Here is a 19109-nt window from a genome sequence, read left to right as displayed (position 1 = left end):
TGCAGCCCCGACAGGCGGGCAGAGGATGATGCGGACGGTGAACTCACGTGCGGCGCACCGCCGTTCAGCTGCAGTCGCCGCCCGACGGAGGGCCGTCCGCGGCGCTCCGCCCCGACCGACGCCTCCGGGGCAGACCCGAACCGAGGCGCACCGCGGAGCCTCCCTCACCGCCTGATCGAGCACCCCGGCGAACCCGTGTGGCTAGAACTCCCCGGCCACCCCCAGGTCCTGCCGCATCGCATGCCGCATGATCTTGATCAGCGCCCACAGCTCGTCCTGCGCCTCGGCGGCGGATCGCAGGCTCTCACCGGGCCGCGCATCGCCTTGTTCCAGGCGCTTGACCATCCCGTAGACGCGGGTGAGCGCCTGGTTCGCCGTGTCGCCCGGGGCGATCACGGCATCGGGAGCGATCATCAGCGTCTCGGACCAGTGGTTGCGGTGCGCGTCCTTGGCCTCCTCCAGCGCCCGGATGTCGCCCTCCTCGGGCGTCCGGTCGCGCAGGAGGTGCAGGTGCCGGTTGAGCGCGGTCGCGAACTGCCGTGCGTCACGGTACAGCCGGGTGTAGCAGCCGCGCCGCAGGGCGAGGTTCTCGCGGGTGTCCTGGAAGGCCTGGCCGAGCTCCAGCTCGCGCCGCTTGGCCCGTTCGGCGCCCCGCTGGGTGAGCAGCGCGGCCCCGAGGGTCCCCGCCACACCGGTCACTGCGATCGCCACCGCTGCTATGTCCACCCGGTCACCCTAGCCAGCGCCCCCAAATCGCCCGCCGGGGAAGTCGGACCCGCCGACTTCCCGAGCGGCCGGCCCCGGCCGTCAGGCGCTGCGCCGCCCTGCGGCTCGGCGCATCAGGGGGGCGTAGAGAAGTCGGCGCTGGTGGTGTACGAGAGCGGGCCGGAGGCGATCAGGGTGATGCCGGCCAGGAGCGCCGCCCACTGCCCGCCGCCGGTGAGCGGTTCGGGCTGGGTCCAGCCGAATGCTCGGCGACGGCGGCTCCGCCCACCGGGAGATCGTCGACATCCTCCTGGCTCACGGCGCCGACCCGCTCCTCCCGGACGCCGACGGCACCACGGCCCGCACCCACGCCGAGCGGCGGGGCTTCCCGGAGATCGCGGCCGCCCTGCTCGCCGCGGGGGGCCGGACGCCCAGCCCCTGACCCCTCACCCCCAGCCGGGCACCGGCGGCAGCGGCCACGGCGGCAGCACCGGCGGCGGACCGTCCGAGCACAGGTCCGCAGCCGGACCACGCCCGGCGAACCAGGCGAGCAGCGCGTACCCCGGGCCGCGCACCACCGGGCCCTGCTCGCCGAGGGTCCAGGTACGGCCGAGGTCCTCGGCCTCGATCCGGGCGACCGCGACCCGCCGCGCGGCCAGCGCCGCCACACTCTCCTCCAGCGCCCGCCGGACGAAGACCTCCGGCCAACTCCGCGCCGAGTAGCCGAGATCCAGGTCCACATGGTGCACCTCAAGCTCGCGCCAGGCCCGCCACAGGAGGTACCAGGCCGGGTGGCGCCACCCCGCCAGCGCGGCGACCAGCACCGCCCTGCGCTCCGCGGGCAGCGCCGCCGCGTCCGCGAGCAGCCCGTCCAGACTGCTCCGCAGGTCCGTGACCAGCGCGCCGGCGCCCCGCCCCGCGCCCTCGCGCAACCGTCGGTCCAACTCGGCGGAGTCGGCGCGCGGCCCGGGCGGTGTGCCGGTACGGGCCACGGCGAGCATCCACCGGTACGCGTCGGCGCTGCGGGCGAGGTGGGTGAGGACGTGCCCCCGACTCCAACCGGGCAGCGGCGACGGTTCCCGGACCTCCCGGTCGGTCAGTGTCCCGACACTCGCGCCGAGCCGCTCCGCCGAGGCCCGGACCGCCTCCAGCAGGCCCGCGAACTCCGTCTCCATGTCGACCTAACGCCCCGCCTCGGCCAGCGACTTGACTCCCTCCAGGGTCGCCGTCATCCCGCCGCGCAACTCGTCCAACCGGAAGGCGACGATCTTCTCCTCCAGCTCCGGCCCGGCCTCGATGGCCAGGGTGACGCCACTGCGGCCGGGGCCGATGACCACCGACTGGCGCACCCGGGTGCCACCGTCCTCGGGAGTCAGGTCGAAGCGCCACCGGGCCAGCGCACCGGGCACCTCCGACACCGGGTCGCCGTACCGGCCGTCCACGTCCATGACGGCCCAGGCGAAGGCGCGGCACTCCGTCAGTTCGATCACCTCGGAGACCGTCCGCCAGTCGCGCATGTTCACCCGGCGGTTGTGCCCCTCGAAGCGCGCGCCCACCGCGGGGCCGTCCGCGCCGTCCAGCCAGGCGACCTGCTGGAGCTCCGGGCTGAGCCGGGCGGGCAGGGCGATGTCGGTCACCAACCCCCAGACCCGCTCCACCTCGGCCCGGACGATCACCTCGCACTGCGTGCCCGGACCATCGGCGTACCGCATGCCGCTCCCCCTCCGTACCTGATGTCGCCCCACGTACCTGATGCAGCCGATCCAGCGAACTCCTACGGGTCGACACCCGCCGTACCCCCGCCTCGGCGTCCGGAACACCGCGAAGGCAGCGGGCGGGTTGCCGCCCTTCTCGCGGGCCCTGCGATCGATGATCGATCCTGCCGGACATCCAAGTCAATCCACCGGTTTGCTGGGGCATTTCCAAGCATTACCTTGGATCCCCGTGACCCTTGACGACCTCCGTGTCTTCGCCGCCGTCTGCCGGGCCGGCTCGCTCAGCGCCGTGGCCCGCGACCTGGCGTGCAGCCAGTCCGCCGTCAGCCAGCACGTGAAGCGGCTGGAGCGCGAGCTCGGCCTCACCCTGATCGAGCGCCACCCGCGCGGCGTCGTCCCCACCAAGGCCGGACGCCATCTGCAGACGGCCGTGGCCACCGGCCTGGGCGGGATCGACCACGCGCTGCGCACCATCGCCGAACTCGCGCGCGGGGAAGGCGGATCGGTACGGATCACCACCGGCGCCACCAGTATCCGGCACTTCATGTCCGCGGCCGTGGTGGACTTCCGACAGCGCTTCCCGCAGGTCAGCCTGGAGTTCCAGACCGGGGTCTCCAGCCGCAACTGCCTGGAGGCGCTCACCGCCGGGCACGTCGACCTGGCCTGGATCACCCTCGGCACCCCCGTCCGCGGCGTCGACCAGCGGCCCGTGGTGGACCTGCCCTGGGTCCTCGCCGTCGCGGCCAACGACCCGCTCGCCGCCCGGGACCGGGTCGAACCCGCCGACCTCCAGGACGCCCGGCTCATCGGGCTGCCGCAGAACTCGGTGTCTCGCTCCCAACTCGACGACTGGCTGGGCAAGTCGGGCATCCGGCCGGTCTTCGACACCAGCGTCACGGACTGGGACACCGCCATCCTGCTGGCCGAACTCGGCCTCGGCCAGGCCGTCGTACCCGCACTCCCCGAGTGGCAGGGCCCCGGCCACCCGGGCCTGCGGCTGCTGCCGCTGCCCGACCTGCCCGGCCTCACCGTCGGCTGGGCGCTGCGCGACTGGGACACCCTGGGTCCGCTGGCCCGCGCCTTCGCCGACACCGTCGCGGCCCACTGCGGGCGGGGCGCGACACCCGCTAGCCCTCCGGAGTCCGCCACTGCCTGACCGACGGTGCGCCGCCGTCCAGGGCCCGCCGCAGGCCCTCCTCCCCCGGGACGGCGCCCGGCAGCTCGGCGAAGTCCTCCGGCAGGACGTCCAGCAGGCTCCGCAGGTACTCCCCGGTGCGCACGGCCAGCAGTACCGCGCAGCGCAACTGGCCCGGCAGCTCCGGGCGGTGGGAGAGGGCATGCCACAGGGCCGGGCGCAGGTAGTGCCGTCCGCCGGGTGCCGCGTGGGCGCGCACCCACGCCGGGTCCAGCCGCTGACTGAGGCCGAGGTCGAGCGCCCGCTCCTCCAGCCGGAGCAGCGCGGGCGTGTCGAGGGCCTTCACCGCACGGGGAAGTCCACGTTCCGTGGTCACGTCTCCGCCCTGACCGGCCGGGGCCGGCCGCCGGCCACCGCCCCTTCCACCGCTCAGCGCGAGTGGAAGGAGTGGATGCGGCCGATCTCGGTGAAGCCCCGCCGTCCGTACCACTGCCGCGGCCAGTCGGCGGCGTCCGCGGCGAGGAAGAGCCGGGGGATGCCGGCGGCGGCCGCCAGCGCCAGACCGGTGGCGAGCAGGGTGTCGCCGTGGCCCGCGCCGCGATGCCGGGTATCGGTCACCAGGTCCTCCAACTGGGCCAGCCCGGCGGCCCGGTCGAGGTAGAGGTCGCTCCAGCCCGCGATCCGCCCGTCCGGCGTCCGGGCGGCCAGGAAGTGCACCTGCTCGGCGCCGCGCAGCCGGGCGGCCCGGCGGTCGGTGAGCTGACGGGCGAGTTCCTCGTCCCCGTACCACTCCGACTGCTGGCGCAGGACCGGCGCCCGCAGCTCGGCCAACTCGGCCGGGAGCGCGGCCGGTTCGGGCAGTTCACAGCCCTCCGTCTCGCGGGTCAGGAGCACGATGGCGCCCGACTCGTACCCGGCCTCGGCCAGCGCCGGAGCGGCCCGCTCGCCCAACTCGTCGTCCAGCACGGTGATCGCGTACTGGTCACGCCGCCCGAGCCACCGCGCCGCCAGCTCGGGCAGCATCGCCGGGTCGGTGCCCGGCCCCGTGACGACCAGGTGGTTGTGCTCGTGGGAGCGGACGAACTCCTCGTCCCGGACCGCGAACACCCCCGGGAACTCGGGGGCTTCGACGATCTCGGCCGCCTGGCGGCGGGCGAAGGCGACATGGAAGGCGGTCACACGCTCAAGCAGATCGGACATCCCGCCATGATCGCCCCGCCGCGGCTCCGGGCCAAGCGAAATTTCAGCGGACCTGCGAGCGGTCGAGGAACCGCCGCAGCCCGTCCCGGACGCCGTCCGTCGGCACGGTGGCGGCGAAGGCCGCCGCCTCGACCGCGAGGCCCTCGTCGATCGGCAGGTTGATCCCCCGGGTGACGGCCCGCAGGCAGGCCGCCACGGCGGTCGGCGCGTACCGGATGATGCGGTCCGCCAAGTCCCTGGCCGAGTCGAGGAGTTCGTCCGCCGGAACGACCGAGTTGACCAGGCCGATCTCGGCGGCCCGGGCCGCCGGGATCGGGTCGCCGGTGAGGATCATCTCCAGCCCGCGCTTGCGGCCGACGTGGCGCGGCAGCCGCTGTGACCCGCCGAAGGGCGGCGGGAAGCCGAGCGAGATCTCCGGCTTGGCGAAGGTCGCGTGCTCGGCCGCGACCGCCAGTGGCGCGGCCTCGGTGACCTCGCAACCACCGCCGTACGCGAGCCCGTTGACGGCGACGATGACCGGCTTCGGGAACTCCTCGATCCGCCGGGTCAGCGTGTGGCCGCGCCGGACGAACTCGCGCAGCGCCCGCTCGGGCCCGCCCGCGATGCTGGCGGCCAGGGACGGGATGTCCGCGCCCGCGCTGAACGCGCGCTGCCCGGCACCGGTGAGGATGACGGCGCGGACGGTGTCGTCGGCGTCGATCCGGTCGAGTTCGGCGAGCAGCGCGTCGATCGTCGGATAGTCGAGGGCGTTGAGCTTCTTCTCCCGGTCGATGGTGAGGGTGACGACGTGCTGGTCCCGCTCGCTGCGGACGGTCATGGCCGGATGCTCCCTTTCGCCTTGGTCCTGCTCGTCGCAGGCTAGGAACACCGGCCCAGGACAATCCAGTTATTGTCCTGGATACACTCCTGACGCGCTCCGCCCCACCCCCCGCCCAGCCTGGACCACGGAACGGCAGGCCACCCATGCGACCGCCCTCCTACAAGACCATCGTCGACGAGTACGCGGCCGCGATCCGCTCCGGCGCCCTCCCGGCCGGCACCCGGCTGCCGACCCACCGCGCGCTCGCCCGGGAACGCCGGATCGCCCTCGCCACGGCCACCCGGGTGTACGCCGAACTGGGCGCCGCCGGGCTGGTGGTCGGCGAACAGGGCCGGGGCACCTTCGTCCGGGTCCGCTCCGGCTACGACGGCATCGAGCCCTCGCGCGCGCTCCCGGTGCCCCGGACGGCCGACCTGTCCTTCAACCAGCCGCTCGCCCCCGGCCAGGGCGACCTGCTGCGCCAGGCCCTGCGCGCGCTCGCCACCTCCGGCGACGCCGAGGCCCTGCTGCGCCAGCACCCGCCGGGCGGCCACCGGCACGACCGGGCCGTCGTGGCCACCTACCTGCTGGACCGCGGGGTCGACACGGCGCCGGAGAACGTCCTGCTCACCAGCGGGGCGCAGCAGGCCCTGGACTGCGTCCTGCGCACGCTCACCCGCCCCGGGGACGTACTCGCCGTCGACGCGCTCAGCTACCCGGGCATCAAGCTGCTCGCCGCCGCCCACGGCCTCGACCCGGCCCCGGTCCCGGTCACCCCGGCCGGCCCGGACCTCGACGCGCTCGACCGCCTCTGCCGCGCCCGGCCGGTCCGCGCGGTGTACACCATCCCGACGGTCCACAACCCGCTCGGCTGGGTGCTGGACCGCACCCAGCGCGAGCACCTCGCCGCGATCGCCGCCGAACACGACTGCACGCTGATCGAGGACGGCACCTACGCCTTCCTGGAGGCCGCACCGCCCCCGCCGCTGCACGCCCTCGCCCCCGACCGCACCTGCTACGTCGCCGGCCTGTCCAAGAACGTCGCCCCGGGCCTGCGGTTCGGCTTCGCCGTCCTGCCCGACCGCCACCTGCGCGCCGCCGCCACCCAGCTACGCGCGGCCGCCTGGGGTGCGCCCGGCCTGACGACGGCCCTCGCCACCGGCTGGCTCGCGGACGGCACGGTCGCCCGCCTCGAACACCAACGCCGCACCGACGCCGCCGCCCGCCAGACCCTCGCCCGAGCCGCCCTGGCCGGCCTCGACGTCACGGCCCACGCCACCTCCTACATCCAGTGGCTCACCCTGGAACCCCACCAACGCCCCGACCACGTCGCCGCCCTCCTCGCCGCCGAGGGCATCCTCATCTCCACCGCCGACGCCTTCGCCACCACCCCCCACCACCCCAACGCCATCCGCCTCGCCCTCGCCACACCCCCACTCGACCGACTCCCCGAGGCCCTCCACCGCCTACGCGCCACCATCGAGTCCATCGCCCCGTGAGCCCCCGCCGCAGGAGAAGTCGACCGGGCCGACTTCCCGTGCACATCCGAACTCCCCGGTCCGCGAGGGCCTGAACCGATCAGCCCAATCCCCCCACCACCGGGCCGCACGAGAAGTCGACCGGGCCGACTTCCTACTCCGTCCCCGCTCCCGCCGCTCGCCCGAAACGGGCCGCCCACTCGCCGAGCAGCTCCCGCAGTTCGGGCGGACGCACGACCTGGAACTCGGCGCCGAGTGAGCCCAGGGCCATCGCGGGCCAGTCCAGCGAGTCCGCCGTCATCACGAGCCGGCAGCGCTCGGCCCCGGCCTCCTCGACCTCGCCCCAGCGCCCCACGTGCGCGCGCACGCGCTCGGCGGGAGCCTCCACCAGGGCCTCCACCCGGTGCGGCCGGGGCATGCCGCTGCGGCCGGCACGGACGAACTCGGCGGCGTCGGCTGCGGGGAGGGGCCGCTGGGCGAAGCGGGCACCGCTGCCCTGCGGGGTGGTGAGGCGGTCCAGGCGGAAGCTCCGCCAGTCGGCGCGGTCGAGGTCGTAGGCGACCAGGTACCAGCGCCGGTCCAGGCTGACCAGCCGGTGCGGTTCCACGTGGCGTTCGGTGCGGGGCGCGGAGGCGGCGGTGTAGGAGAAACGGAGCCGTTCGCCGTCGCGGCAGGCCAGGGCGACCACCGTGAGGACGTCCGGGTCGACGCCGGAGCCCGTGGAGGTGCCCCAGTCGACCGGAACGGTCATCGCGCGCAGCGCCTCGACCTGGCGGCGCAACCGGGCCGGCATCACCTGTACGACCTTGGCCAGCACCCGTACGGAGGCTTCGCCGACGCCCTCGACCGGGCTCTCGGCCGTCGCCTGCAGGCCCACCGCGAGTGCGACCGCCTCCTCGTCGTCGATGACCAGCGGTGGCAGCGCCGCGCCCGCCGCCAGTTGGTAGCCGCCGTCGACCCCGCGCTGGGCCTCGACGGGGTAGCCGAGTTCGCGCAGCCGGTCGATGTCGCGGCGCAGGGTGCGGACGGAGACGCCGAGTCGGTCGGCGAGTTCCTCGCCGGGCCAGTACCGGTGGGTCTGGAGCAGGGAGAGCAGTTGCAGCGTCCGGGTGCTGGTGTTCGCCATGCCCTGATTCTCTCCGGGATTCAGGACAGGAAATGACCGCAATGGTCCGTACCGTGGTTCTTGTCCGAGAGAGCAGGAACCGAACGGAAGGCCAGAGCCATGACCAAGACCACCACCTCCGCCGCCGCCAACGCCAACGCCGAGACCACCGTCACCGGCGAGCGCGCCGACCTCTTGGTGGCGCTGGAGAAGCAGCGGCACTTCCTGCGGTTCACCACCCGCGACCTCACCGACGAGCAGGCCGGTATGCGGAGCACCGTGAGCGAGCTGTGCCTGGGCGGGCTGATCAAGCACGTCACCTCGGTCGAGCGCCTCTGGGCGAACTTCATCGTGGAGGGCCCGTCCGCGATGCCCGACTTCACCGCCTTCACCGAGGCCGACTTCGCCCGCCGCGCCGACGAGTTCCGCATGCTGCCCGGTGAGACGCTGGCCGGCGTGCTCGCCGAGTACACCGAAGTCGCCCGCCGCACCGACGAGTTGGTGGCCACTCTGGCCGACCTGAGCACCACTCGGCCGCTGCCGAAGGCCCCGTGGTTCGAGGCCGACGCCGAGTGGTCGGCCCGCCGGGTGCTGATGCACATCGTCGCCGAGACCGCCCAGCACGCGGGCCACGCCGACATCATCCGCGAGGCCCTGGACGGCGCGAAGAGCATGGGCTGAGGCGGACGGGGTCTGCCGCCGGGGCTCGGGCGGCAGACCCCACCGCACTGGAGTCAGACCTGGCCGACGAAGGTGAACCCGGCCCCGTCCACCGCGCTGCGGAGCGCCGTCTCCTCCAGCGGCTGGGCCGAGGCCACGGTGACCCGGCCGCTCGGCGCGTCCGCCACGACGCCGGTGACGCCGGGGATGGCGGCCAGCCCGGCGCTCACGGACTTCTCGCAGTGGCCGCAGCTCATGCCGTCGACGGTGAGGACGGTGGTGATGGACATGACGGTGCCTCCGATGGGGCAGCTGGTGGGTTTGGAGCGGTCGAACCGGTCGACCCGCACCACAACACCCCAATCCGACGCCGTTCCCCAGGAACACGCCACACGGGTGGCACCTTCGAGTGGTTCCGGGAACCGACCGGACCCCGCGTCCGACAGGAGCCGCCGGCACCGCCGCTGAACCGCCACCGCCCGCCTGCCCGTCCCTCCTGATGCACCCCTTGTTGACCCAGCTCAGGAGTTGCTCCGCATGGCCGAGACCTCGCTGAACCACTGGAAGCACTGGAAGCCCTGGCACGGCGCGCTCGCCCTGGCGCTGGTCTCGGCGGTGACGGCCGGCCTGCTGTGGTGGCAGCCCTGGCACACCGGACCGGCGTCGCTGGCCTTCACCACCGCGCCCGGCGGCTCCGCCCGCTTCGGCACCGGGGAGCACCTCTACCGCTACAAGGTGCGGGTGGAGAAGGGGATAGCCGAGCGACCCGAGCAGTTCGCCGACGAGGTGGACGCCGTCCTCGGCGACACCCGTCGCGGCTGGGCCGCCGGGAACACGGCTTCCTTCCAGCGGATGCCCGCCGACCCGGTGGACTTCACGGTCTACCTGGCCACCCCGCAGTCCACCGACCGGATCTGCGGCCAGTACGGCCTGGACACCGGCGGCTCGGTGAACTGCGGGGTCGGGCACCAGGTCGTGATCAACCTCGAACGCTGGACCGAGCTGTCCGAGTTCTACCGGGGCCAGCCCGAGCTGTACCACGCGCTCGCCGTCAACCACGAGGTCGGCCACATCCTGGGGAACGGCCACGTCGACTGCCCGGGCCCGGGTGCCCCCGCACCGGTGATGATGCAGCAGATCAAGGGCCTGCACGGCTGCGTACCCAACGGCTGGCCCTACTCGGACGCCGGCACACTGCTCACCGGCCCGCCCGATACTCGCCCGCTCGCCTCCGGGGCGCTCTGACCCGGTGATGGCCTTCGGCTCCACCCACCCTGCACGACCCACCGCACGACCCACCGCGCGGACCACGCCGCAGCACCGACGCAGCACGGACGGACCACTGCGCGGACCACGGACGCGGCAAGCCCCCGGACCACGGATAATCACTGGTCGGAGCGGGTGTCACCGAAAGGTCGACACCCGGTCCGAACCATGATCGTCAAGCGTGTGCACGTGGAGGAACAGCCGTGAACGACGGGGAGAGCCTGGACTGGCCGGTGCTGCTGGAGGCCGCCGAGGCGGCCGCTCGGGCGACCACCGGCCGCGGCCGGGTCGCCGACTACATCCCGGCCCTCGCTTCGGCGGACCCGGAGGCCTTCGGCATGGCCGTGGCCACCGTGGACGGCGAGCTGTACGGCGTCGGCGACTGGGAGCAGCCGTTCTCCATCCAGAGCGTCTCCAAACTGTTCTCCCTGGCGCTCGCCCTGGCCCACAGCGGCGACGGCGGTGACGCCCTCTGGCGGGGCGTCGGCCGTGAGCCCTCCGGCAACCCCTTCAACTCCCTGGTGCAGCTGGAGACCGAGCACGGCATCCCGCGCAACCCCTTCATCAACGCCGGCGCCCTGGTGGTCACCGACCGCCTGCAGTCGCTGACCGGCGACGCCTCCGGCGCCGTACGGGAGTTCCTGCGCCACGAGTCCGGCAACCCGCTGCTGGACACCGACCCGGTGATCGCCGCCTCCGAGGCCGAGCACGGCCACCGCAACGCCGCGCTCGCCCATTTCATCGCCAGCCACGGCAACCTGGAGAACCCGGTCGAGACCGTCCTCGACCACTACTACGCCCACTGCGCCGTCGCCGCGAGCTGCCGCGACCTCGTGCTGGCCGGCTCCTTCCTCGCCCGCTACGGCGTGCGCACCGACGGCACCCGGCTGATGTCCCGCAGCGAGACCAAGCGCGTCAACGCCGTTCTCCTCACCTGCGGCACCTACGACGCCGCCGGCGAGTTCGCCTTCCGCGTCGGCCTGCCCGGCAAGAGCGGCGTCGGGGGCGGCATCCTCGCCATACTCCCCGGCCGCGCCGCCGTCTGCGCCTGGGGCCCCCGGCTCGACCAGGCCGGCAACTCCGTCGCCGCCGTCACCGCCCTCGACACCCTCACCACCCTCTCCGGCTGCTCGGTGTTCTAACCGGACGCCGTTCGCGCCCGCTCGACCGAGCGCGGCGCCACCGTCGTCACCCCCTCCAGCCGCAGCATCGGTGACCTGACTCAGGCTCACGCCCGCTCAGCCGGGCACGTGGGTGGGGACTCGGGGAACGGCCGGTGGAGCACGGTGCACTCGTGGTGGGGGTCGAGGGCGAGGCGGGCGATCCGGCCGACGAGGGGCCTCGCGACAGGACGGCCCGACCGTCCTTCTCCTGCTGTCCCGCAGCGAGGCCGAGCGCATCACCGCCGTCCTCCTCACTCGCGCCACCGACGCCGACAGAACAGGCCGCTCAAAGTGTTATCGCCGCCGCCGCGAACGGTCTCCTCTGGTGTCGGCGCAAGAGGCGTCGACCGGCAGGGCAACGGATGCGGCGGGAACGACCGCGGCGCTGCTCCGAGCCGCCGGGCGAGACCAGGAAAGTCCATCTCCTCTCATGCAATCCATACGTCGCAAGCACGGGCTGGCATCTGCCGTGGCCATCGGGGTGATCGCGGCCGCGCTGAGCGCGTGCGGTCCGGAGAACAGCGGGACGGCCGCAGGCACGGCCGGTGCCATGACGGCGACGGCGACGGCGACGGGAGCCGGCAACTCGCCGTCCGTGTCCGTGTCCTCGCCGGCCGCGTCGCCTTCGGCATCCGCGGGGAACGGCGCCGCGGCCTCGACCACCACGCCACCGGCCACGAGCACGCCGACGGTGAGCACGCCGACCGCGTCGGCGCCCAAGGCCCCTTCGACTCCTACCGCGACGACGGCGCCGGGCAAGGCGCCGACCGGCACCGCACCGAGCTCCGCCTCCAGGCCACCGAGCAACACTGCGGCGCGGCCTGCCCCCGCCACGTCGGTCGCCGCCCCACCGAGCCCCGACACCACGGCTCGGGACTATCCGGTCGGCAGCGCCGAGGCGCTGTCGCTGCGGCTGATCAACGAGGAGCGGGCCCGCAACGGTGTCCCGGCCCTGGTCGTCAAGGCCGACCTGACGGACTTCGCCCAGAAATGGGCCCAGCACATGCGCGATACCGGCTTCGCCCACTCGGAGAACGCCTCCGGTGCCGGTCCCAGCCTCACCGGAAGCCGGGTGCTGACCGGCGAGTGCATCGTGATGTGGAGCGATGCGTCCCTGACCGGGGAACAGGCCGCCGAGCAGTTCCAGAAGATGTGGACCGAGTCCCCCGGGCACCACGCCGCGCAGATCAACCCCCGTTACCAGGAGATCGGCGTCGCCCTCTACCACGACTCCACCGGCTGGTGGGGCGTGCACGAGTTCGCCGGCTGACGCCATGACCTCCAGGGGCCGAAGCCGATGGCGCGGCTCCTGGTGGTCATGGTCCGGGGGTGTGCGCGCCGCCCCTTTCCCGGGGCTTTCCGTTATCGCGCTCCTCTCCACCGGTCTCCTCTGTGTGGAGCCGAACCCCTCGGCCCAGGACGGCCCCCTTCCGGCGCGGCCGCTACGGGAAGGACCGCCTATGACCGCCTCTCCTCGTTCGTTCTCCCGAGGCTGGCTGTTCGCGGCCTGCGTGCCGGTGCTGCTCGTCCTGGGGATGGCGGCTTCCGTACCGCCTGCACCGCCCGGCTCCCCGCACGCCGGGATGCCGGGCATGGCGGGGATGGCCGACCCGGCGAGCACCTCCCAGGGCCCCGCCCGCGGCCTCGCGGCCGAACAGGACGGCTACCGCCTGGACACCGCGACCGCCGAGCTGCCCGCCGGGCGGCCGACGGCCTTCCGGTTCACCGTCACCGGCCCGGGCGGCGCGCCGGTCACCGACTTCGCCGTCCACCAGACCAAGAAGCTGCACTTCTACGCGATCCGCACCGATCTCACCGGCTTCCAGCACCTGCACCCGGACCTCGCCTCCGACGGCACCTGGACCGCCGACCTCGCCGCCCTGACCCCCGGCACCTGGCGGCTGTACGCCGACTTCGTCCCGAACACCGGCCCGCACGCCGCCGAGCTCGTCCTCAGCCGCACCGTCACCGTGCCCGGCGAGGCCACCCCGGTGCCCCTGCCCGCCCCGGCCGACACCACCACCGTCGACGGCTACACCGTCACCCTGCGCTCCCAACCGATGGCCGGTGCACACCAGTTGACCGCGGGCATCAGCAAGGACGGCCGGCCGGTCACCGACCTCCAGCCCTACCTGGACGCCTACGCCCACCTCAGTGCCTTCCACGCGGGAGACCAGGCGCTGGCCCACCTCCACCCGGCGGACACCGTCCACGGCGACCACGGCGGGCCCACCCTGACCTTCCAGGCCCTGCTCCCCGAACCGGGCGACTGGCGGGTCTTCCTGCAGTTCCAGACCGCCGGGCAGCTGCACACCGCCGAGCTCACCTTGCCTGTCGGCTGAGGGAATCCGCCGCGATGCTGGACCCCGGGCTGCCGGCCCCCGAAGCCGCCCCGGCCCCGGCCGACGAGGACCGCGCGGTCAGCGGCGGCTTCCGCCGTGGTGGGAAACCGGACAGGAGCGTCGCGGTCCGCGGCGGCCCGGGTGCCCAAGAGCGATCGCACCGACGGTCGCCAAGGCGTGGCGCTCGCGGGTGGTGAGCCCGTCGTCGAGCGGGGGCGGCCCGGCTCCGGCGGCAGCTGCTCCCGCATGCGGTCCCGGAGCCGGCGCGCGGGCCCACCGTCAACCGGCGACGGAGCGGGCCCCGTCCATGAGAGTCGTGCGGGCCTCGTTCAGGGCCTCGGTCTGCTTGATGAGCGCGTCGACGGCGCCGGTCACCAGGGCCGCCTCGGCCGGCGTCGTCCAGCCCGGCCGGTGGATGATCTTGAGCAGCTCCTCGTGGGGGTCGTTGCTCACGGCTTTGGTCACCGTGATCAGGTGGTGAATCCGCTGTTCCAGGTGAGCCAGCTGGTTCTGTTCCATCGCACGCCCAACTCCTTCGGTCGTCGTGGTGTGGGAGTTGGTCATGCGTACCCACCCCGGCACGCATCACAACGGCGCCGAACGGGTTCACGGCGGCCCCGACCCGGCCCCCTGAGACGGATGAGCGGCCACGGGATTCCCGCGGCCGCCCTCCGGTCGGGATCCGTCAGTGCGAGTACACCGGCGTGATGATCGCGCGGGCGAGCGTGTGGAAGGCGAGGTTGAAACTGACGACGGCGGGCGAGGAGTCCGGCGTGACGTCCAGCTTCTCGACGTCCACCGCGTGCACCACGAAGTAGTAGCGGTGCACCTGGTCACCCTGCGGCGGGGCCGCGCCGCCGTAGCCGGCGGTGCCGAAATCGGTACGGGTGTGGAAGGCCCCGGCCGGCAGCGAGTCGTCGCCGGCGCCCGCACCGGCGGGAAGCTCGGTGGTCGTGACCGGGATGTTGACGGCCAGCCAGTGCCAGAACCCGGAGGGCGTGGGGGCGTCGGGGTCGAAACAGGTGACCACGAAGCTCTTCGTCTCTTCGGGGAACCCCGTCCAGCTCAGCTGCGGCGAGATGTTGTCGCCGTGGACGCCCATGGCGTTGAACACCTGGGCGTTGGGCATCTGCACGCCGTCCACGACGTCCGTGGACGTCACATCGAACGATCCGACCGCCGGCAGCAGCTCATAGGGGTCGGGGGCGACGGGACGATCGAGGCTCATCTTGTTCCTCCCAGTTGGTACGGCGCCGTTCATGCTTCAGCCAACCGACGCTCGACTCACATCGTAATCCATGACCTCATCATGTGAGTTGATATAGTTGCCGTCAGACGGCCCGACTAGCGAAGCCGGAAGCTTTCGGAAGGCGCAGGGAGGCTCCAAGTGGCGACTGACCGCGGCACGGGCACTCCCCCTCTGCTGGTACTCGGGAAGATCACGAAGATCCTGGACTGCTTCTCGGTCACGGAGCCCGAGCCCACGCTGCGGGAGATCACCCAGCGCAGCGGACTGCACCCGAGCACCTGCCAGCGGCTGGTGCACAACCTCGTGCGCGAGGGCTTCCTCGACCGCAGCGGCGACCGCTACCGCATCGGGCTCGCCCTCGTGCAGTGGGCCGCGCCGGGCACCTTCGGCCTCGACATCGTCCAGCGGACCAAGCCGGTCCTGCAGAAGCTGTGCGACGAGACCGGCGAGACGGCGTGCCTGTACGTCCGGGACGGCGCGTCCCGCACCGTCATCGCCGTCGCCGAAACGCGTCACGTCGTGATGCGGCTGTTCAAAGTCGGCATGGTGATGCCCCTGCACGCGGGGGCACCGGGGAAGGTCTTCCTGGCCTACGACCCCGCGGCCCGCGCCGACCTCATCAGGGACGGCCTGCCGAGGTTCACCGAGCACACCCCGGTCGACATCGACGCCCTGGACGAGCAGGCCGAGCAGGCCCGGTCCCAGGGGTACGCCGCGGCCTTCGACGAGCGGCACGAAGGCGTCGGCTCGATCAGCGCGCCGGTCTTCGACCACGCCGGCGACCTCGCGGCCGTACTCGGCATCGGCGCGCCGACCCAGCGCCTGACCGTGGACGACGTCGGCCGGCTCGCCCCCCTCGTGGTGGCGGCCGCGAAGGAGGCCAGCTCCGCACTCGGGTACCGCCCCAGCAAGGTGCTCGGCCCTCGCCTGGACGCTCCCGACCCGGCCTGACACCCGCGGTCCTCGTGGAGGCCGGTCCTCGTGGAGAGTGCGGTCCCGTCCGGCCACCGGGCGGACGGCTCGTGACGACAGCGACCGCCGAACGCTCCTCGGCCCTGGGTTCCAGGTGGGCGACGGTCGGTCAGGGACAGTCGCCCCGACCTCCCGTCACCGTGCTTTCACTGAGCGCCTCTTCGGTCAGCGAGTGAAGACCTGGGTCCAGTAGTTCCCGGGCTGGGCACCGGCGATGCCGGTCTTGGTCCAGCTGCAGTTCAGGATGGCGGCCTTGTGGGGCGCACTGTTCCACCAGCCGTCGAAGACACCCTGCGAACTCGTCGCACCCTGGGAGATGTTCTCCTCACCCCCGTCGGTCAGGGGGAAGCCCGAGGCCGTGATCCGGCTCTGGGTGGTGGACCCGTCGGAGCCCGTGTGCGAGAAGAAGTTGCTCTTGGCCATGTCGTTGCTGTGCGTCTGAGCGGCCTGGGTGAGTTGGGCGTTCTCAGTGAGCGCCGGACAGCCGGCCTGGGCTCTGGCGGTGTTCTCCAGGGCCAGGATCCCACCGGCTGAGGCCTGTTGCACGAAGCCGGGCGCGGCGGGGGCGGCATTCGCACCGGCGAGCACGAGCAGTGGAGCGGCGCACGCGGCGGCGCACACGCGGCGTATTCGGGGAGTTATGGCGCGCATGACAGTTCCATCGCTCGTCCAGCGTGGCCGGGACCCGGAGGCGCGGTCAGTCAGCACCCATGACATGTCCGAGGCGACGTGTATGACGGCGACATGTATGACACGGGCACCGGCCCCGGACGGAATTCCTCACCGTGCCCTGCGCTTCCGCACTGTGTCGAAAAGGCCGGGGACGGGCGGCGGCCCACTGCGGAACTCTCCGGCGCGAGGCCCTCGACCACGTCCTCGTCGTGAACGAGACCCACGCCCGGCACGCCCTGGCCGCCTACCGGCAGCACCAGGGTCACGGGCCACCCCCGCGCGCGAACCTGGCCCCGGTCGTCCGCACGGCGACCGGGGCCCAGGGCCTGGCGGGCGGCGGACTACTCCACCGTCACGCTCTTCGCCAGGTTGCGCGGCTTGTCCACGTCCCGCTCAAGGGCGACGGCGGCGTGGTAGGCCAGCAGCTGCAGCGGGATGTTGAGGAGCAGCGGGTCCAACTCCGGCTCGCTCTTGGGGACCAGGATGCAGTGGTCGGCGAGCTTCTCCTCGGGGCGGCGGTGGGCGACGGCGATGACCCGGCCGTGGCGGGCCTTGATCTCGCCGAGGGTGGTGAGGTTCTTGTCGAGCAGCTCGTCGTCCGGGACGAGGGCCACGGTGGGCAGTTCGGGGCTGATCAGGGCCAGCGGGCCGTGCTTGAGCTCGCTCGCCGGGTAGGCCTCGGCGTGGACGTAGGAGATCTCCTTGAGCTTCTGCGCGCCCTCGCGGGCGACCGGGTAGCCGCGGACCCGGCCGATGAACATCATGCCGGTGGAGTCGGCGTACTCGGCGGCGAGCCGGGCGATCGCGTCGCTCTGGTCGAGGACCTCGCGGATCTGGTCCGGCAGGGCCTGCAGGGCCGAGACGATCCGGCGGCCGTCGGCGGGCGAGAGGTCGTGGATGCGGCCGAAGTGCAGGGCGAGCAGGGCGAAGGCGACCACGGTGGAGGTGAACGCCTTGGTGGAGGCGACCGAGACCTCGGGGCCGGCGTGCAGGTAGATGCCGCCGTCGCACTCGCGGGCGATCGCGCTGCCCACGGTGTTGACGACGCCGAGCACCCGGCCGCCCTTGCGCTTGATCTCCTGGACGGCGGCCAGCGTGTCGTAGGTCTCGCCGGACTGGCTGACCGCGACGTACAGGGTGTCCGCCTCGATCACCGGGTTGCGGTAGCGGAACTCGGAGGCCGGCTCGCTGTGGGCGGGGATCCGGGCCAGCTCCTCGATCAGCTGCGCGCCCATCTCGCCCGCGTAGTAGGCGGATCCGCAGCCGAGGATCTTCACCCGGCGGATCTCGCGCAGCTCCCGGGCGTCCAGGTTGAGGCCGCCGAGGTGGGCGGTGCTGAAGCGCTCGTCCAGCCGGCCGCTGAGGGTGCGCTCGACCGAGGTGGGCTGCTCGTGGATCTCCTTGAGCAGGAAGTGCTCGTAGCCGGCGGTGTCGTAGGAGTCGATCTCCCAGTCCACGGTGGACGGCTGGCGGTGGGTGGTGCGGGCGTCCGCGGTGAAGGTGCGGAAGCCGTCGGCGCGGACGGTGGCCAGCTCGCCGTCCTCCAGGTGCACGACCTGGCGGGTGTAGCGGACCAGGGCGGAGACGTCGGAGGCGACGAACATCTCCTTCTCGCCGAGGCCGAGCACGATCGGGCTGCCGTTGCGGGCGACCACGATGCGGTCCGGCTGCTCGGCATCCAGCACCGCGATGCCGTAGGTGCCGACGACGCGGCCGAGCGCGGCGCGGACGGCGTCCTCCAGCTCGACGCCCTCGGTGGCGTGCGCGGCGATCAGGTGGGAGAGCACCTCGGTGTCGGTCTCGGAGCGGAACACGGCGCCGTCGGCGGTCAGCTTGGCGCGCAGCTCGTCGGCGTTCTCGATGATGCCGTTGTGGACGACGGCGATCCGCTCGGCGGTGTCCAGGTGCGGGTGGGCGTTGGCGTCGCTGGGGACGCCGTGGGTGGCCCAGCGGGTGTGGCCGATGCCGGTGGTGCCCTTGAACCGGGCCGGCACGGCCGCCGCGAGGTCGGCGACCCGGCCCTTGACCTTGCGGAGCTTGATCCCGCCGGTGCGCCCGGCGACGGCGACGCCGGCCGAGTCGTAGCCGCGGTACTCCAGCCGGGCCAGCCCCTCCAGCAGGAAAGGGGTCGCGTCCTTGGGGCCGATGTAGGCCACGATTCCGCACATGCGTGGACTCCTTCAGAGAAGTTGGAGGGACGAAGCTCAGCCGTAGACGATCCGGCGCAACTGGCGGGCCGAGAGCTCCGGCGCCGCGACGCGGCGGGCGGAGAGCTCCTCGGCGAGCCGGGCGAAGATCCGCTCGTTGGTCAGGCCGCGCGCCTGGAGCTCGCCGTGGCGGCGACGCACGTACTCCTCGGTGCTCTCGGAGAAGTACGCCAGCACCTCCGCCACGACCCGCGCCGCCTCCCGGGGCCCGAGCGAGCTGGTCCGGGTGAGGTGGGCGAGGAGGTCTTCGTGAGGGTGGGGTGAGCTCGGCACGAGTGAGGACTCTAGGTCTCGCCGCCCGCCCAAGCCAAAGATCTTGCCCGAATTCGGGCAGACTTTACGACTTTCGGCTCAGGCAACCAACCGGACCCCCGCCCGTCACCTTCCCGACGGGCCCTTGAAGTGGCGCCGATTCCACACGTAGCGTGATCCAGGGAACAC

The 19109-nt window shown here is 73.0% G+C and carries 23 protein-coding genes; 9 read left to right on the top strand and 14 right to left on the bottom strand.

Annotated features, from left to right (window positions below; translation table 11 throughout):
- Nucleotides 1-201: 201 nt before the first annotated feature.
- Entirely contained in the window at nt 202-726 is a 525-nt protein-coding gene (locus ACFVWU_RS02915; protein WP_387614639.1) for a hypothetical protein, read from the bottom strand.
- Nucleotides 727-967: 241 nt separating this feature from the next.
- Between ACFVWU_RS02915 and ACFVWU_RS02910 the strand changes: the two genes are divergently transcribed.
- Nucleotides 968-1147: a hypothetical protein gene (locus ACFVWU_RS02910; protein WP_387614636.1), complete on the top strand. Its 180-nt coding sequence runs from the start codon at nt 968-970 to the stop codon at nt 1145-1147.
- Between the two features lie 4 nt (nt 1148-1151).
- Here ACFVWU_RS02910 and ACFVWU_RS02905 read toward each other — a convergent pair whose 3' ends face one another.
- Together ACFVWU_RS02905 and ACFVWU_RS02900 are read right to left on the bottom strand one after the other, a co-directional pair.
- Nucleotides 1152-1880 (bottom strand): maleylpyruvate isomerase family mycothiol-dependent enzyme, encoded by a 729-nt coding sequence (locus ACFVWU_RS02905; protein WP_387614633.1) that lies wholly within the window; start codon nt 1878-1880, stop codon nt 1152-1154.
- A gap of 6 nt (nt 1881-1886) precedes the next feature.
- Nucleotides 1887-2417, bottom strand: a complete 531-nt coding sequence (locus ACFVWU_RS02900) for an SRPBCC family protein (protein WP_387614630.1) — start codon at nt 2415-2417, stop codon at nt 1887-1889.
- Nucleotides 2418-2649: 232 nt separating this feature from the next.
- Here ACFVWU_RS02900 and ACFVWU_RS02895 point away from each other — a divergent pair, with 232 nt between their 5' ends.
- Complete coding sequence (locus ACFVWU_RS02895; protein WP_387614627.1) at nt 2650-3576, top strand: LysR family transcriptional regulator; 927 nt, start codon at nt 2650-2652, stop codon at nt 3574-3576.
- Here the strand turns inward: ACFVWU_RS02895 and ACFVWU_RS02890 are convergent.
- From ACFVWU_RS02890 to ACFVWU_RS02880, 3 genes are read right to left on the bottom strand one after another with little or no spacing between them, the layout of a single operon-like run.
- Nucleotides 3548-3931 carry a hypothetical protein gene (locus tag ACFVWU_RS02890; RefSeq protein WP_387614624.1) on the bottom strand — a complete coding sequence of 128 codons (384 nt, stop codon included), beginning with the start codon at nt 3929-3931 and terminating at the stop codon, nt 3548-3550. The two genes, ACFVWU_RS02895 and ACFVWU_RS02890, sit on opposite strands and share 29 nt — an antisense overlap.
- A 53-nt stretch (nt 3932-3984) precedes the next feature.
- On the bottom strand, nt 3985-4755 hold the full coding sequence (locus ACFVWU_RS02885; RefSeq protein WP_387614621.1) for a GNAT family N-acetyltransferase: 771 nt from the start codon (nt 4753-4755) through the stop codon (nt 3985-3987).
- Between the two features lie 43 nt (nt 4756-4798).
- The gene (locus ACFVWU_RS02880; protein WP_387614618.1) at nt 4799-5572 is read right to left on the bottom strand and encodes a crotonase/enoyl-CoA hydratase family protein; all 774 of its coding nucleotides are present in this window, start codon (nt 5570-5572) and stop codon (nt 4799-4801) included.
- Nucleotides 5573-5718: 146 nt separating this feature from the next.
- Here ACFVWU_RS02880 and ACFVWU_RS02875 point away from each other — a divergent pair, with 146 nt between their 5' ends.
- Nucleotides 5719-7053: a PLP-dependent aminotransferase family protein gene (locus ACFVWU_RS02875; protein WP_387614615.1), complete on the top strand. Its 1335-nt coding sequence runs from the start codon at nt 5719-5721 to the stop codon at nt 7051-7053.
- Between the two features lie 133 nt (nt 7054-7186).
- On the opposite strand, the gene ACFVWU_RS02870 is transcribed toward ACFVWU_RS02875, so the two are convergent.
- Nucleotides 7187-8158, bottom strand: coding sequence for a helix-turn-helix transcriptional regulator (locus ACFVWU_RS02870; RefSeq protein ID WP_387614612.1), 972 nt, complete (start codon nt 8156-8158; stop codon nt 7187-7189).
- Between the two features lie 99 nt (nt 8159-8257).
- Between ACFVWU_RS02870 and ACFVWU_RS02865 the strand changes: the two genes are divergently transcribed.
- Nucleotides 8258-8818 (top strand): DinB family protein, encoded by a 561-nt coding sequence (locus tag ACFVWU_RS02865; protein ID WP_387614609.1) that lies wholly within the window; start codon nt 8258-8260, stop codon nt 8816-8818.
- Nucleotides 8819-8871: 53 nt separating this feature from the next.
- Here the strand turns inward: ACFVWU_RS02865 and ACFVWU_RS02860 are convergent, their stop codons facing one another.
- Nucleotides 8872-9087, bottom strand: coding sequence for a heavy-metal-associated domain-containing protein (locus ACFVWU_RS02860; protein ID WP_387614606.1), 216 nt, complete (start codon nt 9085-9087; stop codon nt 8872-8874).
- 247 nt (nt 9088-9334) lie between these two features.
- Here ACFVWU_RS02860 and ACFVWU_RS02855 point away from each other — a divergent pair, with 247 nt between their 5' ends.
- A complete protein-coding gene (locus ACFVWU_RS02855) occupies nt 9335-10042 on the top strand; it encodes a DUF3152 domain-containing protein (protein WP_387614604.1) in 708 nt (235 codons plus the stop codon).
- A 242-nt stretch (nt 10043-10284) separates the two neighbouring features.
- Nucleotides 10285-11205 carry a glutaminase gene (locus ACFVWU_RS02850; RefSeq protein ID WP_387614829.1) on the top strand — a complete coding sequence of 307 codons (921 nt, stop codon included), beginning with the start codon at nt 10285-10287 and terminating at the stop codon, nt 11203-11205.
- A 315-nt stretch (nt 11206-11520) separates the two neighbouring features.
- Here the strand turns inward: ACFVWU_RS02850 and ACFVWU_RS02845 are convergent, their stop codons facing one another.
- A complete protein-coding gene (locus ACFVWU_RS02845) occupies nt 11521-11946 on the bottom strand; it encodes a hypothetical protein (RefSeq protein ID WP_387614601.1) in 426 nt (141 codons plus the stop codon).
- On the opposite strand from ACFVWU_RS02845, the gene ACFVWU_RS02840 reads away from it, so the two are divergent.
- Entirely contained in the window at nt 11918-12496 is a 579-nt protein-coding gene (locus ACFVWU_RS02840; protein ID WP_387614598.1) for a CAP domain-containing protein, read from the top strand. The two genes, ACFVWU_RS02845 and ACFVWU_RS02840, sit on opposite strands and share 29 nt — an antisense overlap.
- A gap of 190 nt (nt 12497-12686) precedes the next feature.
- On the top strand, nt 12687-13568 hold the full coding sequence (locus ACFVWU_RS02835) for a hypothetical protein (RefSeq protein ID WP_387614595.1): 882 nt from the start codon (nt 12687-12689) through the stop codon (nt 13566-13568).
- A gap of 279 nt (nt 13569-13847) precedes the next feature.
- Here ACFVWU_RS02835 and ACFVWU_RS02830 read toward each other — a convergent pair whose 3' ends face one another.
- Nucleotides 13848-14087 (bottom strand): hypothetical protein, encoded by a 240-nt coding sequence (locus ACFVWU_RS02830; RefSeq protein WP_387614592.1) that lies wholly within the window; start codon nt 14085-14087, stop codon nt 13848-13850.
- A 166-nt stretch (nt 14088-14253) separates the two neighbouring features.
- Nucleotides 14254-14796, bottom strand: coding sequence for a kinase inhibitor (locus tag ACFVWU_RS02825; RefSeq protein WP_387614589.1), 543 nt, complete (start codon nt 14794-14796; stop codon nt 14254-14256).
- A gap of 159 nt (nt 14797-14955) precedes the next feature.
- On the opposite strand from ACFVWU_RS02825, the gene ACFVWU_RS02820 reads away from it, so the two are divergent.
- Nucleotides 14956-15768 (top strand): IclR family transcriptional regulator, encoded by an 813-nt coding sequence (locus ACFVWU_RS02820; RefSeq protein WP_387614586.1) that lies wholly within the window; start codon nt 14956-14958, stop codon nt 15766-15768.
- A 186-nt stretch (nt 15769-15954) separates the two neighbouring features.
- Here ACFVWU_RS02820 and ACFVWU_RS02815 read toward each other — a convergent pair whose 3' ends face one another.
- The 3 genes from ACFVWU_RS02815 to ACFVWU_RS02805 form a co-directional block, all read right to left on the bottom strand.
- Complete coding sequence (locus tag ACFVWU_RS02815; RefSeq protein ID WP_387614583.1) at nt 15955-16410, bottom strand: CAP domain-containing protein; 456 nt, start codon at nt 16408-16410, stop codon at nt 15955-15957.
- Nucleotides 16411-16802: 392 nt separating this feature from the next.
- Nucleotides 16803-18629: a glutamine--fructose-6-phosphate transaminase (isomerizing) gene (gene glmS / locus ACFVWU_RS02810; protein ID WP_387614580.1), complete on the bottom strand. Its 1827-nt coding sequence runs from the start codon at nt 18627-18629 to the stop codon at nt 16803-16805.
- Between the two features lie 36 nt (nt 18630-18665).
- Complete coding sequence (locus tag ACFVWU_RS02805) at nt 18666-18941, bottom strand: hypothetical protein (protein ID WP_387614577.1); 276 nt, start codon at nt 18939-18941, stop codon at nt 18666-18668.
- Nucleotides 18942-19109 lie beyond the last annotated feature (168 nt).

Source organism: Kitasatospora sp. NPDC058190 (assembly GCF_042883685.1).
Classification (GTDB): Bacteria; Actinomycetota; Actinomycetes; order Streptomycetales; family Streptomycetaceae; genus Kitasatospora.
Note: the sequence above shows the minus strand (reverse complement) of the source record. Positions and strands in the feature narration are given on the sequence as shown.

Excerpts from the sequence above, each read along its gene's own strand:
- ACFVWU_RS02830 (WP_387614592.1), bottom strand. The coding sequence starts at position 14,087 with ATGGAACAGAACCAGCTGGCTCACCTGGAACAGCGGATTCACCACCTG.
- ACFVWU_RS02885 (WP_387614621.1), bottom strand. The coding sequence starts at position 4,755 with ATGTCCGATCTGCTTGAGCGTGTGACCGCCTTCCATGTCGCCTTCGCC.
- ACFVWU_RS02835 (WP_387614595.1), top strand. The coding sequence starts at position 12,687 with ATGACCGCCTCTCCTCGTTCGTTCTCCCGAGGCTGGCTGTTCGCGGCC.
- ACFVWU_RS02910 (WP_387614636.1), top strand. The coding sequence starts at position 968 with ATGCTCGGCGACGGCGGCTCCGCCCACCGGGAGATCGTCGACATCCTC.
- ACFVWU_RS02865 (WP_387614609.1), top strand. The coding sequence starts at position 8,258 with ATGACCAAGACCACCACCTCCGCCGCCGCCAACGCCAACGCCGAGACC.
- ACFVWU_RS02870 (WP_387614612.1), bottom strand. The coding sequence starts at position 8,158 with ATGGCGAACACCAGCACCCGGACGCTGCAACTGCTCTCCCTGCTCCAG.
- glmS (WP_387614580.1), bottom strand. The coding sequence starts at position 18,629 with ATGTGCGGAATCGTGGCCTACATCGGCCCCAAGGACGCGACCCCTTTC.
- ACFVWU_RS02880 (WP_387614618.1), bottom strand. The coding sequence starts at position 5,572 with ATGACCGTCCGCAGCGAGCGGGACCAGCACGTCGTCACCCTCACCATC.
- ACFVWU_RS02825 (WP_387614589.1), bottom strand. The coding sequence starts at position 14,796 with ATGAGCCTCGATCGTCCCGTCGCCCCCGACCCCTATGAGCTGCTGCCG.
- ACFVWU_RS02905 (WP_387614633.1), bottom strand. The coding sequence starts at position 1,880 with ATGGAGACGGAGTTCGCGGGCCTGCTGGAGGCGGTCCGGGCCTCGGCG.
- ACFVWU_RS02900 (WP_387614630.1), bottom strand. The coding sequence starts at position 2,417 with ATGCGGTACGCCGATGGTCCGGGCACGCAGTGCGAGGTGATCGTCCGG.
- ACFVWU_RS02860 (WP_387614606.1), bottom strand. The coding sequence starts at position 9,087 with ATGTCCATCACCACCGTCCTCACCGTCGACGGCATGAGCTGCGGCCAC.
- ACFVWU_RS02855 (WP_387614604.1), top strand. The coding sequence starts at position 9,335 with ATGGCCGAGACCTCGCTGAACCACTGGAAGCACTGGAAGCCCTGGCAC.
- ACFVWU_RS02875 (WP_387614615.1), top strand. The coding sequence starts at position 5,719 with ATGCGACCGCCCTCCTACAAGACCATCGTCGACGAGTACGCGGCCGCG.